This window comes from Jejubacter calystegiae (assembly GCF_005671395.1).
Lineage (GTDB): Bacteria > Pseudomonadota > Gammaproteobacteria > Enterobacterales > Enterobacteriaceae > Jejubacter > Jejubacter calystegiae.
The window spans coordinates 278,782-293,904 of record NZ_CP040428.1; the positions used below are offsets into that span (position 1 = coordinate 278,782).

Annotated in this window: 14 protein-coding genes; 7 read left to right on the forward strand and 7 right to left on the reverse strand. The window is 58.1% G+C overall.

The genetic code is table 11. The annotated features are described in order from the left end of the window. The first annotated feature begins 2 nt into the window (after positions 1-2). Positions 3-1,319, forward strand: a complete 1,317-nt coding sequence (locus FEM41_RS01095) for a TolC family protein (RefSeq protein WP_138093568.1) — start codon at positions 3-5, stop codon at positions 1,317-1,319. Between the two features lie 32 nt (positions 1,320-1,351). Here the strand turns inward: FEM41_RS01095 and FEM41_RS01100 are convergent, their stop codons facing one another. The 4 genes from FEM41_RS01100 to FEM41_RS01115 all read right to left on the reverse strand — a co-directional run bounded on the left by FEM41_RS01100 (position 1,352) and on the right by FEM41_RS01115 (position 4,982). Beyond that, positions 1,352-1,795 (reverse strand): GNAT family N-acetyltransferase, encoded by a 444-nt coding sequence (locus FEM41_RS01100; protein WP_138099073.1) that lies wholly within the window; start codon positions 1,793-1,795, stop codon positions 1,352-1,354. Between the two features lie 19 nt (positions 1,796-1,814). Beyond that, the gene (locus tag FEM41_RS01105) at positions 1,815-2,507 is read right to left on the reverse strand and encodes an IclR family transcriptional regulator (RefSeq protein ID WP_138093571.1); all 693 of its coding nucleotides are present in this window, start codon (positions 2,505-2,507) and stop codon (positions 1,815-1,817) included. A 90-nt stretch (positions 2,508-2,597) separates the two neighbouring features. Next, positions 2,598-3,944, reverse strand: coding sequence for an MFS transporter (locus tag FEM41_RS01110; protein WP_138093574.1), 1,347 nt, complete (start codon positions 3,942-3,944; stop codon positions 2,598-2,600). Positions 3,945-3,989: 45 nt separating this feature from the next. After that, positions 3,990-4,982, reverse strand: coding sequence for an NAD-dependent epimerase/dehydratase family protein (locus FEM41_RS01115; RefSeq protein ID WP_138093577.1), 993 nt, complete (start codon positions 4,980-4,982; stop codon positions 3,990-3,992). Positions 4,983-5,221: 239 nt separating this feature from the next. On the opposite strand from FEM41_RS01115, the gene FEM41_RS01120 reads away from it, so the two are divergent. After that, positions 5,222-7,498 (forward strand): FAD-dependent oxidoreductase, encoded by a 2,277-nt coding sequence (locus FEM41_RS01120; protein WP_138093580.1) that lies wholly within the window; start codon positions 5,222-5,224, stop codon positions 7,496-7,498. Here the strand turns inward: FEM41_RS01120 and FEM41_RS01125 are convergent. Then, positions 7,476-8,486 (reverse strand): type IV pilus twitching motility protein PilT, encoded by a 1,011-nt coding sequence (locus tag FEM41_RS01125; protein ID WP_138093583.1) that lies wholly within the window; start codon positions 8,484-8,486, stop codon positions 7,476-7,478. The genes FEM41_RS01120 and FEM41_RS01125 overlap by 23 nt on opposite strands. Positions 8,487-8,507: 21 nt before the next feature. Between FEM41_RS01125 and FEM41_RS01130 the strand changes: the two genes are divergently transcribed. The 5 genes from FEM41_RS01130 to hemW all read left to right on the forward strand — a co-directional run bounded on the left by FEM41_RS01130 (position 8,508) and on the right by hemW (position 11,940). Further along, the gene (locus FEM41_RS01130; protein ID WP_138093586.1) at positions 8,508-9,221 is read left to right on the forward strand and encodes a YggS family pyridoxal phosphate-dependent enzyme; all 714 of its coding nucleotides are present in this window, start codon (positions 8,508-8,510) and stop codon (positions 9,219-9,221) included. Positions 9,222-9,236: 15 nt separating this feature from the next. Then, a complete protein-coding gene (locus tag FEM41_RS01135; protein WP_138093589.1) occupies positions 9,237-9,791 on the forward strand; it encodes a YggT family protein in 555 nt (184 codons plus the stop codon). Next, positions 9,788-10,120 carry a DUF167 family protein YggU gene (gene yggU / locus FEM41_RS01140; RefSeq protein WP_138093592.1) on the forward strand — a complete coding sequence of 111 codons (333 nt, stop codon included), beginning with the start codon at positions 9,788-9,790 and terminating at the stop codon, positions 10,118-10,120. The genes FEM41_RS01135 and yggU overlap by 4 nt, the downstream gene beginning before the upstream one ends. Positions 10,121-10,217: 97 nt before the next feature. Next, the gene (locus tag FEM41_RS01145) at positions 10,218-10,811 is read left to right on the forward strand and encodes an XTP/dITP diphosphatase (RefSeq protein WP_138093595.1); all 594 of its coding nucleotides are present in this window, start codon (positions 10,218-10,220) and stop codon (positions 10,809-10,811) included. Next, positions 10,804-11,940, forward strand: coding sequence for a radical SAM family heme chaperone HemW (hemW, locus tag FEM41_RS01150; protein WP_138093598.1), 1,137 nt, complete (start codon positions 10,804-10,806; stop codon positions 11,938-11,940). The genes FEM41_RS01145 and hemW overlap by 8 nt, the downstream gene beginning before the upstream one ends. Before the next feature lie 41 nt (positions 11,941-11,981). On the opposite strand, the gene ansB is transcribed toward hemW, so the two are convergent. Together ansB and FEM41_RS01160 are read right to left on the reverse strand one after the other, a co-directional pair. Further along, the gene (ansB, locus tag FEM41_RS01155) at positions 11,982-13,028 is read right to left on the reverse strand and encodes an L-asparaginase 2 (RefSeq protein ID WP_138093601.1); all 1,047 of its coding nucleotides are present in this window, start codon (positions 13,026-13,028) and stop codon (positions 11,982-11,984) included. A 78-nt stretch (positions 13,029-13,106) separates the two neighbouring features. Further along, positions 13,107-14,984 (reverse strand): hypothetical protein, encoded by a 1,878-nt coding sequence (locus FEM41_RS01160; RefSeq protein WP_138093604.1) that lies wholly within the window; start codon positions 14,982-14,984, stop codon positions 13,107-13,109. Between the last annotated feature and the right edge of the window lie 139 nt (positions 14,985-15,123).

Sequence of the window (15,123 nt, forward strand, 5' to 3'; positions counted from 1 at the left end):
GTATGAAAATCAAATTAATCACCGCAGTTTTACTGGCGGTAACTCTGAACTGTACTGCATCAGCTGGAAAAAATGGATTCAGGTATCAGGATAATACGCTACATCATACAACTCGTGCTTATTTAGAGGAGGCCATTAAAAAATCCTTATCTCATAGCCCGGAAATCACAACAGCGAGCGCCGACAAAGATGCAGCACATTATGATATCGAACAGGTAAAAGGACAGCGTTGGCCACAGGTACAATTAGGAACGACGGCGCCTGTTGCCTCCTTTGGCGGCGGCAATCACACCGGACAACGACACCTGAACGACAGTAATCTGGCAATCAATGTCAGCACAACCATTTTTGATTGGGGGAAAAATCACGAGAGCATTCAAAGCGCTACACAATCAGCCAATGCCTCTATGTATCAGTATGATTATACGAAACAGCAGATAGCTTATAATACGGTTCTTGAACTTATTGATCTTAGCCGTTACAAACAGAGCCAGAACATTACGCAACAATATGTAGAGCGTATGCGCGAACTTGTTAATATGCTGGTTAAAATTACCCAGATTGATGCCGGGAGATATAGTGAATTGGTGCAGGCCAGAGCCAGACTTCTGGCTGCTGAAGCCACCATGCAAAGAGTCACGGAGCAATTAAGGCAATCTGAAATTAAACTGTCCAGGTTAACAGGCACAACGGTAACTCTGCCTGAAAATATCGACTGGAGAATGGATTTCATTTCATCATCATTGGTTATAAGCCGCCTGACTGAGCACCCGGAATTATTAAGGGCTAAGGCTGAAGCGAACGCCGCAGAGCATCAAAGCGCTGCGATTAAAGCAAGCAGCCTGCCACAAATTAACTGGGTGATATCTAAAAATACGGCCAAAGACAGTTATGGCAATGATGAGCAATGGTATACCGGACTGAATATTCAGTGGAATGTCTTTTCCGGCGGTTCAGAAAAAGCAATGATTCAGGCGGCTTCAGCACGGGCCGTTGCCAGTAAGTCACAATCTGCGCAGACGCGAATGGATATGGAATATCAAATAAATAACCTGATTCAGAGTCGGGACTCGGCGCAGACTCAAACGCGTGAATATAAAAAGCTCAGTAGAGAAACGGGTGCCGTGAGCAAAATTTACTACGAGCAATGGTTACATCTGGGAAAAAGAACATTACTGGATGTGCTAACCGCCGAGAATGATCGATATAATAACCAAATCGCAGCAGTGGCTACCGAACATGACGTTTACAGCGCTAATGTTAAGCTGATCGCAACTGCCGGTATGATATTTGAGTGGCTCCCCGTAAACACCCGGTGAGCATCCTTACCATGTCAACCTGTCTCAAAAGCTTATGCGGCGACCAGCCGCATATGCAGTAACGGAAAAGGGCGACCTTCGCCATCCCGCTCTGAGCGGCCCACCACTTCAAACCCCATATGGCGGTAAAAGTCGCAGGCCTGCGGGTTCTGTTCATTAACGTCCAGTTCCTGAACGCCGCATACTTCCACGCCGTAACACAGCAGCGTTTTTCCAATCCCCTGCCCCCGGGCTTCGGGCGCGACAAACAGCATCTCCAGTCGATCGTCGCCAGCCCCCATAAATCCCAGCGGGATATTCTGTTCATTAAGATAAGCAAATACCTGAAGCGCAGGCATATAACAGTCACGCACCAGCGGGCGCAGGGTTTCGATTTCACCTTCCGGCAAAAAATGGTGCGTGGCTCTGACCGAAGCTTCCCACACATCGACAAGGGCCGGAAACAGTTGGGGCGTGGCGCGGATAATGTGATTCATCATGATTTCCGTATTAAGTTTAAAGCGGGTTCACCAGACAACCTACCAGTTGCTTAAGCTGCGCCAGTCGGCTGGCGACTTCATCATCAGAAATATGCCACATACCGGCCAGCGCCAGCGCGGCGCTGTGAGCCCCCAGAGGCTGGGCCATAGAGACCTCGCCGTCGTCGTGATGCCACACCACATACCCCTGCTCGCGCTGCCGGGCGATGGCAGGCTGTACCTGGGCATACTGCTCCGGCGTCAGACGCTCGCGCAGCCTGTCGTCGCTCTCCGTTGCCAGCAAACTCATGCCGATGACCGAACGCCATGCAGGCAGCATTTCAAAACCGGCCAGCGCCTGACTAACCCGGGCGCCGGGCTCCGAATGGTAAAGGTAGATCACCTGATCTTCCCACAGTACCCCCAGCGCCACCACCACGTCGGCGGGCGCGTGGCGTTCCAGCAGGGGCAGCGCATGGGAAAAGAGCGCGGAGCCGCGAATCGCCTGAGCCGCCAGCGCGTGAATTCCCGGCCCCGGCAGATAGCGGCGCTGCTCATCCTGCTGGGTCAGGCCGATGGCGGCCATGGTCATTAACAGCCGGTTGACGCGGGTGGGATTGAGCCCCATCAGTCGGGCCAGCTCACGACAGCCGACGGCCCGGCCGCAGGAGACCAGGTATTGCAGACAGCGAATACCGTCAATCAGACTCTGGTTGGGTTGAGATGACATAACAGGCCCGGTCGAGAAAAAAACGATTCTATCGCCGGTGCCAGCAAAAGCAAACTCCGGCAGGCGGCAGTGCAACCGCCCGCCGAAGGCTTAGCGATGGCGCAGCGGCGTGCCCGCCGTTTCCCGCGCCTTGAGTATCGTCACAAAGGTGATCAGCGCAGCTCCCATGACGTAGAAAGCGGGAGCGACATTACTGCCGGTACTCTGAATGAGCCAGCTCGAGAACCAGGGCGTGATACCGCCAAAGAAGGCAACGGTCAGGTTATAGGCCACCGACATGCCGCCATAGCGAATACGGGTCGGAAACAGTTCCGCCATAGCCGCGCTACAGGCGCCGTCGAAGGCGGCAATGCACACTCCCAGTACCAGCATCGCCATCAGCGCCGAGGCCACATCCCCCTGACTCATCCAGACCAGCGCAGGCCAGGTCAGCAAAATAAAGCCGCCGCAGCCCGCCAGCATCAGCGGCTTACGGCCATATTTGTCCGAAAGCAGTCCCATCACCGGCACCAGAATGGCAATCGCCAGCAGGCCGGTGGTGGTAATGGAGTACGAAGCTATCTTCGAATAGTTCAGGTTCTGAATCAGATAGCTGGGCATAAAGGCCTGCAACACCCAGTGCCCCACCGCCTTAATGGCGACAAAGCCAACGCAGAACAACAGCGCCCGCCACTCGCTGCGCAATGCGGTGCGCAGAGGATTTTTCTCGACCTCGCCGGACTGTTCAATCGCTTTAAAGACCGGCGTATCCTCAAGGTTGGTTCGTAGCCACAGCCCCACCAGCCCCAACGGCCCGGCAATCAGGAAAGGAATGCGCCAGCCCCAGTTGTGCATGGCTTCATCCCCCAGGGTGGCGGTCATCAGCAGCACCAGACCGCTACCGGCCACAAAGGCCATAAAGCCGAAGTTGTCCACCCAACAGGTAAAGAAGCCGCGCCGCCGGTCCGGCGCATATTCCGCCAGGAAAGTGGTGGCCCCCGCGCTCTCGCCGCCGGCGGCAAAGCCCTGAGTCAGACGGGCCAGTACCAGCAATACTGTCGCGAGCGTGCCCGCCTGGTGCCAGGTGGGCAGTACGCCAATCACAAAGGTAGAGACCGAAGTCAGCAGGATCACGGTGGAGAGCACCCGCTTGCGCCCGATCCTGTCCCCCAGCGAACCAAACCAGAGCCCGCCCAGCGGACGCATAATAAATCCAGCCCCGAATACCGCGAAGGCCATTAGCAGCCCGGACTGCGGATCGCCTGCGTGAAAAAATTGCTGGCCGATAATAAAAGCCAGGGTGCCATACAGACCGAAGTCAAACCATTCAACAAAGTGGCCGATGCCGGTGGCCAGTAAAACCCGGCGCAGCTCCGGCGCCCCGACCTGCCTTCCCGACGGTGCGGTCGCCGCGCTGGCTTCCGGCGCCGCTGCGGGTTTACTCAGAATCTTTTCCATCGTTTTCTCCCGGATTTTACTGCCTGTCAAAAGAGAGGCTTCACATTAACCCTGCCCGGCTTCCCGGCGCAGACGCGCGGCCTCTTCCAGCATAGTCAGGAAGCCATAGCGAGGCTGGTAGCCCAGCAGCGCCTTCATTTTCTGGTTGCTGGTGATAAAGCGCACCGCTGGCCCCGGCATGGCGACATTGACCACCGGTAACTCCATGATTCGCGCCATTTCCGGCACGGCCTTGTCAAACTCCACCACATCATCCGGCCCCAGATTAAAGATCTGATTCGCAGCCGCCGGATGGTCCAGCGCCAGTATCACGCCCGCCGCGGTATCGCGAACGTCGGCGATATGCATCATGTAGGGCAGGCCGTCCGCTTCGCCGTGCTGGATAATCATCTTGTCCAGCCCATCCGCCCCCTGTTCCCGCTCAAGACGGTCGGCCAGCGCGCTATTGCCGAAGTCTCGCTGCTGGCGAATTTTGCCGCGCAGAAAGAAGCGCGGGCCGGAAAAGAAGCTGCTTTCGTCCAGAATTTCGGTCACCGCCTGGGTATGCGGAAAACGCAGGATGACGGTTTCCAGCCCCTGACGCTGCCAGAACTGCACCAGCTCTTCACCCAGGAGTTTGGTCAGGCCGTAAAAAGAGATGGGATTACGCGGGTGATCTTCGGTTACCGGCAGGCTGTGAGCGCGAACTTCCGGATAAACCTCGCCGCTGCTGGCAAACACAAAACGCGCTATCCGCTGATTTTTTGCAGCCTCCAGCAGTAGGCGGGTGGCAGTAACATTGGCATGGAACATGGCATCGTTATCTTTCGGATGCCACGACATCAGCGCCCCGGTATGCACCACAACATCGGCCCCGGCGATAATTTCCTGCACCCTGGCCGGGCAGTCAAAACGGCATTCGATATGCCGGTATCCGGGCTGTGTCAGGCGCGCCGGTTGCAGATCCACACCAGTAACCTGGTCGCCGCGCGCCAGCAACTGCGCAGCAATGCAGGATCCTATTCTCCCGGCGGCGCCGGTTATCACAATGTTTGCCATGGTTACCCCCCCCCTTATTTGTGTCTATAACAGATACACTCAAGCCAAAAAATAACCAACCATGAATTAACTTAACTGTGACGAAAATCGTAATAAAAAATAATTGCATGATTTTAAACAATAAAAATAATCACCTTTTTGCAGACCCTGAGGATTGATTTATTTTTATCCTGGTCGTAAATTGTTTCTATAAAAGATACATAATGCTTACTACTCATCAGACAACAGGATCAACGGCCATGCACATTTACCCGCAGACAGACAGCCGCCATTTCCCCCACAATGAAATCCACTGCGATCTTCTGGTTGCCGGTGGCGGACTGGCGGGACTGTGCGCCGCACTGGCCGCCGCCCGTGACGGGCTGAAAGTTACCCTGGTACAGGACAGGCCAGTGCTGGGCGGTAACGCTTCCAGCGAAGTACGCCTGTGGGCTAACGGCGCCAGTTCCCATATGGGCAACAACAACCGCTGGGCCCGGGAAGGCGGCATTATGGGAGAGATCCTTGAAGAGAATGTCTGGCGTAACAAAGAGGGCAACCCGGTCATTTTCGACCTGCTGCTGCTGGACCTGGCGCAGCGCCAGTCAGGCCTGACGCTGTTACTGAATACCGCGCTGTTCGAAGTCGACAGCCAGGATGGGCGGATCGCCTCGGTACGCGGCTTTAACGCCATTAACGAAACCTTTTACCAGATTCACGCCTCGCAGTTTTGCGATGCCACCGGCGACGGCGTGCTGGGCTATCTGGCCGGTGCCGAATACCGTCTCGGCGCGGAAGAGCTTGATGAGCTGGACGAAAAGATGGCACCCGGTGAGCACTTCGGTCACCAGCTTGGCCATTCGATCTACTTCTACACCAAACGCACCGGCCAGCCGGTTCGCTTCATTCCCCCCAGCTTTGCGCTGGACGACATTACCGCCATTCCACGCTACAAGCGGCTGACATCCACCCTGAACGGCTGCGATCTGTGGTGGCTGGAATGGGGAGGAAGGCTGGACACCGTACACGACAGCGAGACAATCAAATGGGAGCTGTGGAAGATAGTCTGGGGCGTCTGGGATCATATCAAGAACTCCGGCGAGTTCCCGGATGCCGACGATCTGACCATCGAATGGGTGGGCACCATTCCCGGCAAGCGCGAAAGCCGACGCTTTATGGGGGACTACCTGCTGTGTCAGCAGGACATTATCGAACAGCGCGACCATTATGACGCCGTGGCCTACGGCGGCTGGTCCATCGATCTGCACCCGGCGGATGGCGTATACAGCAGCCACGACGGCTGCCGCCAGTTCCACAGCAAGGGCACCTACACCATTCCCTGGCGCAGCCTGTACAGTAAATCCATCGACAATCTGCTGCTGACCGGGCGCCTGATCTCCGCCACCCACGTAGCCTTTGGCAGCGCCCGGGTGATGTGCACCTGCGGCGTACTGGGTGAAGTGGTGGGCCGCGCCGCAGCGCTATGCCACCAGCACCGGCTTACTCCCCGCCAGCTGGCGCAGCCACAGCAGATCCCCCTGCTCCAGCAGCGTCTGCTGCACAGCGGATGCTATATCCCCCGCCAGCGCCTGGAAGACCCGGCCCTGGGGGCTGCCGTGAGCGTCAGTAGCGAATATCAACCCGGGCAACTGGCCGCCAGCGGAGAATGGCAGCCGCTCAATGAACGTATGGCGTTACTGCTGCCGCTGCGCGCCGGAGAAAGCCTGCCGGAGATCGGCCTGCTGTTACGCGCCACTCGGCCGCAGCGCCTGCGGGTACGGCTGATGGAAAGCGTTCGTACCGGTAACTACACCCCGGACTGCGAAGTGGCAAGCCAGTGGCTGGAGGTCTCGGGACCGGAACAGCGCTACAGCCTCGTGTTCCCGTACCGCAGCGAGCGCGACCAGTATCTTTTTATCGCCCTGGAAGACGAACCGCAGATCGAGATAGCCCTGACCGACCAACAGCTTCCGGGCGTGATGACGGTGTTTAACAGCCTGAATCCCCGGGTGGCGAAGCATACCCGCCAGGTGGCAGACGGCGACTACGGCGTGGATGAGTTCGACTTCTGGCTGCCGCGCCGACGCCCGCATCAGATCTTACCTGCGCTGACCTTTACGCCAGCGCTGCGCTGCTATCCGCCGGAAAACCTGGTTAACGGCGCACTGCGTCCGGAACAGCAGAGCAACGGCTGGGTGCCGGATCCGCAGGATCTTCACCCAACCATCGAATGGCGCTGGCCCCAGCCCTGCCGGATCGATGCCATGACGCTGCTGTTCGATAACGACTTCGATAACGCGATGGAAACGGTGCAGATGGGCCATCACTGCGTGGTATCCCCCCACTGTGTGACCCACTACCGACTGCTGGCGGACGGTGAACCCCTGCTGGAAGTCACGGAAAACCACCTTTCCGTGTGCGAGCATCGCTTTGCGCAACCCATTGAGGTCAGCCGCATCACTCTGGAGGTACTCGCCAGCGCTGGAGCGCTACCGGTGGTGTATGGGTTGCATATTACGGCGGGAATGGAAGCGTAGCGGCAATCACCCCCTGCTCCCTCCTCTGCGCCATGCTCTGGTTAAAGGTCTGCATACCGTACTGCTTCCCGGTATGCAGCACCGTGGGAAGCTGGTGCAGCTTGCCTTCGCGTATCAGGCTGGCGACGGCGGGGATATTGATCATCAGTTCAAACAGCGCCACTCGCCCGCCATCCCGGGCGGCAACCAGCTTCTGGGCCAGCACCGCCCGCAGGCTACCGGCCAGTTGCGAACGAACCCGCCCCTGCTCTGCGGCGGAGAAACCATCCAGCAGCCGCTCGATGGCCTGTGGCGCACCACGGGTATGTAACGTCGCAAGTACCAGGTGGCCGGTTTCGGCGGCGGTCAGCGCCAGGCGAATGCTCTGCTCATCGCGCAGCTCCCCCAGCAGAATAACATCGGGATCCTCGCGCAGCGCCGCTCGCAGACCGGCGCTAAAGTCCGGACAGTGTTCCCCTATTTCTCGCTGCTGCACCAGGCTACGTCTTGAGCGATGAATAAATTCGATGGGATCTTCCAGAGTCAGAATATGGCGCGCATGGTGGCTATTAATATGATCCACCATAGCGGCCAGGGTGGTGGACTTACCACTGCCGGTAGCGCCGGTCACCAGCAGCAGCCCACCGTCGCTTTCCAGCAATGCCGGGATCGATGGCGGCACGTCAAGCTGTGCCAGCTGCGGCGCATTCTCCGGCAGTAGCCTCAACGCCAGCGACACGCCATCGCACTGGCGAAAAGCGCTGGCGCGCAGCCGCCGCCCGTCCTTCAGCGTTACCGCAAAATCCAGCTGTCCGCAGCTATCGAACTGCGCCCGCTGAACCGGGCTCAGCCACATCTGTAGCAGGCTTTCCGGCTCCGGCGCGCCGCCGGGTAGCTCTTCCAGCCCCCCCTGGCGTCGCCAGCGGGCAGGCTGACGCGCGCACAGGTGTAGATCCGAGACGTAATGCTTTACACTATGGGCCACTATTTGGGTCACGATTTCTTCCATGTTATGACATCCCAGGCATCAATGAACGACATTGCCCACAACCTGGCACAGGTTCAGCGCAAAATCTCCGACTCTGCCGAGCGTTGCGGGCGGTCTCCAGAAGAAGTTACGCTGCTTGCAGTCAGCAAAACCAAACCTGCGAGCGCTATCGAACAAGCCGTCGCCGCCGGTCAGCGAGCCTTTGGCGAGAACTACGTTCAGGAAGGGGTGGAGAAGATTCTCCATTTCAATGCGTGCGGTGCTAACAATCTGATATGGCACTTTATCGGTCCGCTCCAGTCCAACAAAAGCCGCCTGGTGGCCGAACACTTCGACTGGTGCCACACCGTGGATCGCCTGCGTATCGCAACCCGACTGAACGACCAGCGTCCGGCAGAGATGGCGCCGCTGAACGTGCTGATTCAGGTCAACATCAGTGACGAACAGAGTAAATCCGGTATTGCGTTGGAAGAGCTGGACGCCCTGGCAGCCCAGGTCGCACAACTGCCGCGCCTGACGCTGCGCGGGCTGATGGCGATTCCGGCGCCGGAAAGTGACTGGCAGCGCCAGTTTGCCGTGGCGAGCCAAATGGCTGTAGCATTTACGCGGCTAAAAGAGCGATATTCCACCGTGGATACGCTATCGCTGGGCATGACCGATGACATGGACGCGGCTATCGCGGCTGGTAGCACCATGGTGCGCATTGGAACCGCCATTTTCGGCGCGCGGGACTATTCCTCGCGCCAGCCACAATAATTACAGAGGAACACCATGCTGACGTTGACTTTCATTGTCAAAACGCTGATCGACCTGTATGTCATGGTACTGCTGCTGCGCATCTGGATGCAGTGGTCGCGCTGCGATTTTTATAACCCTTTTTCACAGTTCATTGTCAAAGTTACCCAGCCGATTATCGGGCCGCTGCGCCGCATTATTCCGGCGATGGGCCCTATCGATAGCGCCTCGCTGCTGCTGGCCTTCCTGCTGACCACGCTGAAGTACCCTATTCTGTTGTTGATTCAGACCGGTAGCCTGTCACTGGATCCGATGAATCTGCTGGTGGGGCTGCTGTCGCTGCTTAAATCAGCCGGTACTCTGGTGTTCTGGATGATCCTGATCCGCGCCATTATGAGCTGGGTCAGTCAGGGGCGTAGCCCGTTCGATTTCGTGCTGATGCAGCTCACTGAGCCGCTGATGGCGCCGATTCGCCGTATCCTGCCGGCTATGGGCGGTATCGACTTTTCCGGGATGGGGGTGATTCTGGTGCTCTATCTGCTGAACTACCTTGGCATGGATCTGTTCCCGGGGCTGTGGTATTTGCTGTGAGTGCCGTCAGTCAAACGGCGGATGGGCTGGTGTTAAGACTCTACGTCCAGCCCAAATCCAGCCGCGATGCTATTATCGGTGAGCATGGCGACGAACTGAAAGTCGCCATCACCGCCCCGCCTGTAGACGGCCAGGCCAATGCCCATCTGGTCAAGTATCTGGCAAAACAGTTTCGGGTCGCTAAAAGCCAGGTGGTGATAGAAAAGGGCGAAACCGGTCGCCACAAACAGATAGTCATCCACCATCCGCAACAAATCCCGACTTCCGTCGCGGCACTTCTCGACCATACCCAAAATAATTCGAGTTGCAGGAAGGCGGCAAAGGAGTGAATCCCCGGGAGTTTACATCAGTAAATGACCGGGGGAGCGAGTGCAGCCAACGCGCCTGCAACTCGAAGAATGAAGGGTATAATCACAGGATTACGCTATGCAAAACGTAGTACTCGCTACCGGCAATGCCGGAAAAGTGCGTGAACTGGCCTCGCTACTGCAGGACTTTGGTCTGGCGGTGGTGGCCCAGACCGAACTCGGGGTCGATTCCGCAGAAGAGACCGGCCTGACCTTTATTGAAAACGCCATTCTTAAAGCCCGCCATGCGGCAAAGGTGACCGGTCTGCCTGCCATTGCCGACGATTCCGGCCTGGCGGTGGATGCCCTGGGCGGCGCGCCGGGTATCTATTCCGCCCGTTACGCGGGCGTCGATGCCAGCGACGATCGGAACCTGAACAAATTACTGGAAGCGCTGGAAAAGGTGCCGGACGGTCAGCGCCAGGCACGCTTCCACTGCGTGCTGGTCTATCTGCGCCATGCCGAAGACCCCACTCCGCTGGTGTGCCATGGTAGCTGGGCCGGTGAGATTACCCGGGCCCCTGCGGGGGAAGGCGGTTTTGGCTATGATCCTGTCTTCTTCGTGCCCGATGCCGGTAAAACGGCGGCAGAGATGAGCCGCGACGAAAAACGCGCCCTTTCTCACCGCGGTCAGGCGCTCAAGCTGCTGCTGGATGCCATGCGCCATGGCTAAGCTGCCGCCCCTGAGCCTGTACATCCACATCCCCTGGTGCGTGCAGAAGTGCCCCTACTGCGACTTTAACTCTCACGCCCTTAAGGACGAGGTGCCTCACGACGACTACGTGGCGCACCTGCTGCACGATCTGGACGACGATATAGCGTACGTTCAGGGGCGTGAGGTGGCGACGATATTTATCGGCGGCGGCACCCCCAGCCTACTGTCTGGCGCGGCGATGCAGCAGTTGCTGGACGGCGTGCGCGAACGGCTGCGGCTGGCGGAAGATGCCGAAATCACCATGGAAGCCAACCCCGGCACCGTAGAAGCGGACCGCTTCGTTGACTATCAGCGCGCTGGCGTTAACCGCATCTCTATTGGGGTACAGAGCTTTAGCGAGCCCAAGCTCCAACGGCTGGGGCGCATTCACGGGCCGGAAGAGGCAAAGCGCGCTGCGCGTCTGGCCGCCGGGCTGGGGCTGCGTAGCTTCAATCTGGATCTGATGCACGGCCTGCCGGACCAGACGCCGGAAGAGGCGCTGGCGGACCTGCGACAGGCCATTGAACTTAATCCGCCCCATCTTTCCTGGTATCAGCTGACCATTGAGCCCAACACTCTGTTTGGCTCACGCCCGCCGGTGCTGCCCGACGACGATGCGCTGTGGAGCATCTTCGAACAGGGACATAAGCTGTTGACCGAAGCGGGCTACCGTCAGTATGAAACCTCGGCTTACGCAAAACCGGGCTACCAGTGCCAGCACAACCTGAACTACTGGCGCTTTGGCGACTACCTGGGGATTGGTTGCGGCGCCCACGGCAAGGTGACCTTCCCGGACGGGCGCATACTGCGTACCGCCAAAACCCGCCATCCGCGCGGCTATATGCAGGGCAACTATCGGGATCGTCAGCATGAGGTGGAAAACGTCGACAAGCCGTTCGAATTCTTTATGAATCGCTTCCGCCTGCTGGAGCCTGCGCCGCGCCGCGAATTCACGCTGTATACCGGACTGATGGAGTCAGTGGTACGCCCGCAGATTGACGAGGCCATCGCCCGGGGTTACCTGACGGAAACCGCGGAACAGTGGCAGATAACCGAACACGGCAAGCTGTTTCTGAATTCCCTTCTGGAGCTGTTTCTGGCGGAATAATGCCGGGCCGTGCGGGGCTTTGCTCCGCACGGCTCAGTCTCTTAATACTGGTCAAACATCGCCTGAATCTGCTGTGGATCTTTGGTCTGCGTTAAGGCCAGTTGCAGCAAAATCCTCGCTTTCTGGGGATTCAGCGTACCGGCGGCCACAAAGCCGTACTTCGCATCATCAACTTCAGCATCCCGGGTGGTAGCCCCCGTTGGCACCCGCGAAGAACGCACAATGGCAACGCCTTTATGGGCGGCGGTCGCCAGAGTATCAAACAGCGTTTTATACAGATTGCCGTTGCCGACGCCCGCGCTGACAATGCCTGCATAGCCATCATCGATCAATGCCTTAGCCGGAAGGTCAGACGCGTTCGCGTAGTTATAAACAATCCCCACCTTCGGCAGGCTGCTCAGTTGAGAGACGTCGAACGGCGTGGCGGTGGTGTGTTTACGGGCAGGCGTGTGCTGATAATCGATTTTGCCATTGTGAATATAGCCCAACGGGCCTGCGTTAACGGACTGAAAGGTAGCGACATTGGTGGTATTGGTTTTGGTGACATCACGGCCATCGAATACGCTGTCGTTCATCACCACCAGCACGCCGCGGCCTGCGGACGCTTTATCAACGGCAGTCACCACCGCGTTATAGAGATTAAAGGGGCCATCCGCGCTCATTGAGGTTGATGGGCGCATGGCGCCTGTCAGTACCACCGGCTTGTCGCACTTAACCGTCAGATTAAGAAAATAAGCGGTCTCTTCCATGGTATCGGTGCCGTGGGTGATCACGAAACCATCGGTTTTATCGCACCCGGCGTTAATCTTCTTCGCCAGGGTTAGCCAGACCCCGTCATTCATATCCTGAGAGCCGATATTCACCACCTGCTCACCTTTAATCACTGCAATATCTTTCAGTTGCGGAACGGCTTCCACCAGATTTTCGACGCCGACTTTACCCGCAGTATAGTTTGAGGCCGTTGCCGAATCGCCGCCTCCGGCAATAGTTCCCCCCGTGGCCAGCAGGGTGACATTCGGTAAGGCCAGCGCGGCACCGCTAAGCCCCATCATCAGTACCGCAAGGGCCGTTTTCCTGAAAATATCCATATGATTTCTCCGGACAGTTAAACTTCCTGCATTATCGCAACGCGACAAACAAATAATGTGATGCTATCCAGGTAACGGCTACGGCGTTAGCGTCACCGGCTGGAAGGTTTCACCTGCGTTCACATTGATAGTCCCCTGGACATCGCTTAGCCGCGCTCTGCCCTGCGCATCGGTTTTTACGGTCTGCCCCTTCGCCGTCACCCTGGCATTCTGTACCGGACGCACGTCGCCGTGAATATCGGCCTGAACGGTGACCAGCGTCTGCTGCCCTTCTGTCGCACGGGTCGCCTGAAGCGGCGTTTTCTGCGGCAGCCTGCTGTAGCAGGGCCCCACCACAGGCAGCCCCGAACGGGCAACGCCGTTATAGGTGCTCTGCCAGTCTCCCTGGAGGGAATTATCCAGTTGCTTCACAATATCCGCCTTCATACTGCCCTGATTCTCGCCGCTGACCCGGATATCAATATGGATCTGCGGCAGATTTTCCGCCGTGGGCCGTTGTGTCATCTGCGAGGTGACCGTGCCGTTAACGAAGGTTTTACCATCGTCGCTGAAGTCATTAAAGGTGGCATCCACTCCGCCGCTTATCAGATCGCCGCGCCAGGTAACCACCACGCTGCCAGATGCCCGGCCCGCCAGGGTTTCGGTGCGATCGTTAGCCATAGCGCCACGCCATTCGCTCACCGGCGGCGCCCAGTCGCCGATCGCCGTACTCACCGCAGGCTGTGGCTGGGTGGCGTCGCGATCGAGGCGAACCATCATGACCCGCGGCGGCACCAGCCCCTTGGTTTTTACCGCCTCGGAGTAGTCATCCGGCACCGGTTCGCGCAGGCGCCCCTGCAGCAGAATGCGCGTGGAGTCCGGGCTCCAGAACGGCAGCGCCGCCAGATTGTTGCCCGCGGTTTCGCTGTCGCTGTATACCCTTAGCGGCTGCCCCACCAGCTTGCCGCCGTTGTCGCCATCCCCCGGCAGCAGCCACGGCGAGAGATCGCACTGGAAGCCAGGCCAGGTGGAGATCCAGGAAACAAAGATATTGGTCATCAGCGGTAGCGCGATAAAGTTACGCAGTTGTGGAATGGCCGACGTCACCTCCAGCCGCTGGCGGGTTCGCCATGAATAAACCACCTCCATGCCGCCATCCGGGGAGATGGCGCCATCTTCGTCCCAGTCGCCGTAAGCGGTCATACGGGTCGCCTTGCCGGTAGCCAGATCTACCTTCCAGGGGTCGATATTGCTGTTAAGCTCCGCCACCACCAGCGCCGAACGGCCGCCATCGACAAAGGATTTAAGCTCCCACAGTTGGGATGCGTATTCGGCCCTGTCCACCGCGCTGTCCGGCCCCGGCGGATTAATCACCCGGATATCCTTTACCCGGTAGCGATCCGCCTGGCGCTCCAGCGCACCGACCAGCATTGCCGAACCATCCGAACGAATGTCTGTCCAGCCCAGGTGTACACCGTCTGGCGCCAGATGCCAGGTCCGGCGCATGAGCAGGCGCACGTTTTCCGGCATCCCCTCGCGGTCGCCCGCCATCTCGACAGGGATAAACTGATGGCTGTCGCAGCGGGTCAGCGACGGCTGGCACTCCAGCATCCAGCCGTCGAAAGCCGTTTGATCGTCGCTGCCGCCGATGGGGCTCAGTTCCCGGGTAGCAATGAAAAGACGCCGGTTATCCGCCAGCGCGTAACTAAAACCCGACTCCAGCGACTGTGGGCGATCGCTAAAATCGCAGGTCACGCAGTGCGGGGTTTTATCATTTAGCGCAATCCGCCAGATATTGCCGTCGTACTGGTTCTGGAACCAGACCGTCGCGCCATCGTCAGAAAAGGTGGGCAGCCAGGGCGCCACGCCTTGCGGCACAGGAATATCTTCGTAGTGGATGGGATACCAGGGAAGCGGTGCGGCAAGAGCGCCGGAAACCCACAGCGCCCCCAGTGTCAGAGCTGGAAACAGTTTCATGCTACTTCCTTATAGTTATTGGACTGTTATAGAGCGTAGCCAGCCCCGCTGGGTTTACCAGGTAAAAGAGCGTTTGTCTGAATATGGATTCCAGAACCGGCATCAGAAAGCGCAGGGCGGGATTTATTGTGGCACGATG

What these genes read in the sequence shown, in the direction of transcription:
- FEM41_RS01135 (WP_138093589.1), top strand. Translation starts at nt 9,237, where the DNA reads ATGCTGACGTTGACTTTCATTGTCAAAACGCTGATCGACCTGTATGTC.
- FEM41_RS01110 (WP_138093574.1), bottom strand. Translation starts at nt 3,944, where the DNA reads ATGGAAAAGATTCTGAGTAAACCCGCAGCGGCGCCGGAAGCCAGCGCG.
- FEM41_RS01125 (WP_138093583.1), bottom strand. Translation starts at nt 8,486, where the DNA reads ATGGAAGAAATCGTGACCCAAATAGTGGCCCATAGTGTAAAGCATTAC.
- FEM41_RS01145 (WP_138093595.1), top strand. Translation starts at nt 10,218, where the DNA reads ATGCAAAACGTAGTACTCGCTACCGGCAATGCCGGAAAAGTGCGTGAA.
- FEM41_RS01160 (WP_138093604.1), bottom strand. Translation starts at nt 14,984, where the DNA reads ATGAAACTGTTTCCAGCTCTGACACTGGGGGCGCTGTGGGTTTCCGGC.
- FEM41_RS01115 (WP_138093577.1), bottom strand. Translation starts at nt 4,982, where the DNA reads ATGGCAAACATTGTGATAACCGGCGCCGCCGGGAGAATAGGATCCTGC.
- ansB (WP_138093601.1), bottom strand. Translation starts at nt 13,028, where the DNA reads ATGGATATTTTCAGGAAAACGGCCCTTGCGGTACTGATGATGGGGCTT.
- FEM41_RS01120 (WP_138093580.1), top strand. Translation starts at nt 5,222, where the DNA reads ATGCACATTTACCCGCAGACAGACAGCCGCCATTTCCCCCACAATGAA.
- FEM41_RS01105 (WP_138093571.1), bottom strand. Translation starts at nt 2,507, where the DNA reads ATGTCATCTCAACCCAACCAGAGTCTGATTGACGGTATTCGCTGTCTG.
- FEM41_RS01130 (WP_138093586.1), top strand. Translation starts at nt 8,508, where the DNA reads ATGAACGACATTGCCCACAACCTGGCACAGGTTCAGCGCAAAATCTCC.
- hemW (WP_138093598.1), top strand. Translation starts at nt 10,804, where the DNA reads ATGGCTAAGCTGCCGCCCCTGAGCCTGTACATCCACATCCCCTGGTGC.
- FEM41_RS01095 (WP_138093568.1), top strand. Translation starts at nt 3, where the DNA reads ATGAAAATCAAATTAATCACCGCAGTTTTACTGGCGGTAACTCTGAAC.
- FEM41_RS01100 (WP_138099073.1), bottom strand. Translation starts at nt 1,795, where the DNA reads ATGAATCACATTATCCGCGCCACGCCCCAACTGTTTCCGGCCCTTGTC.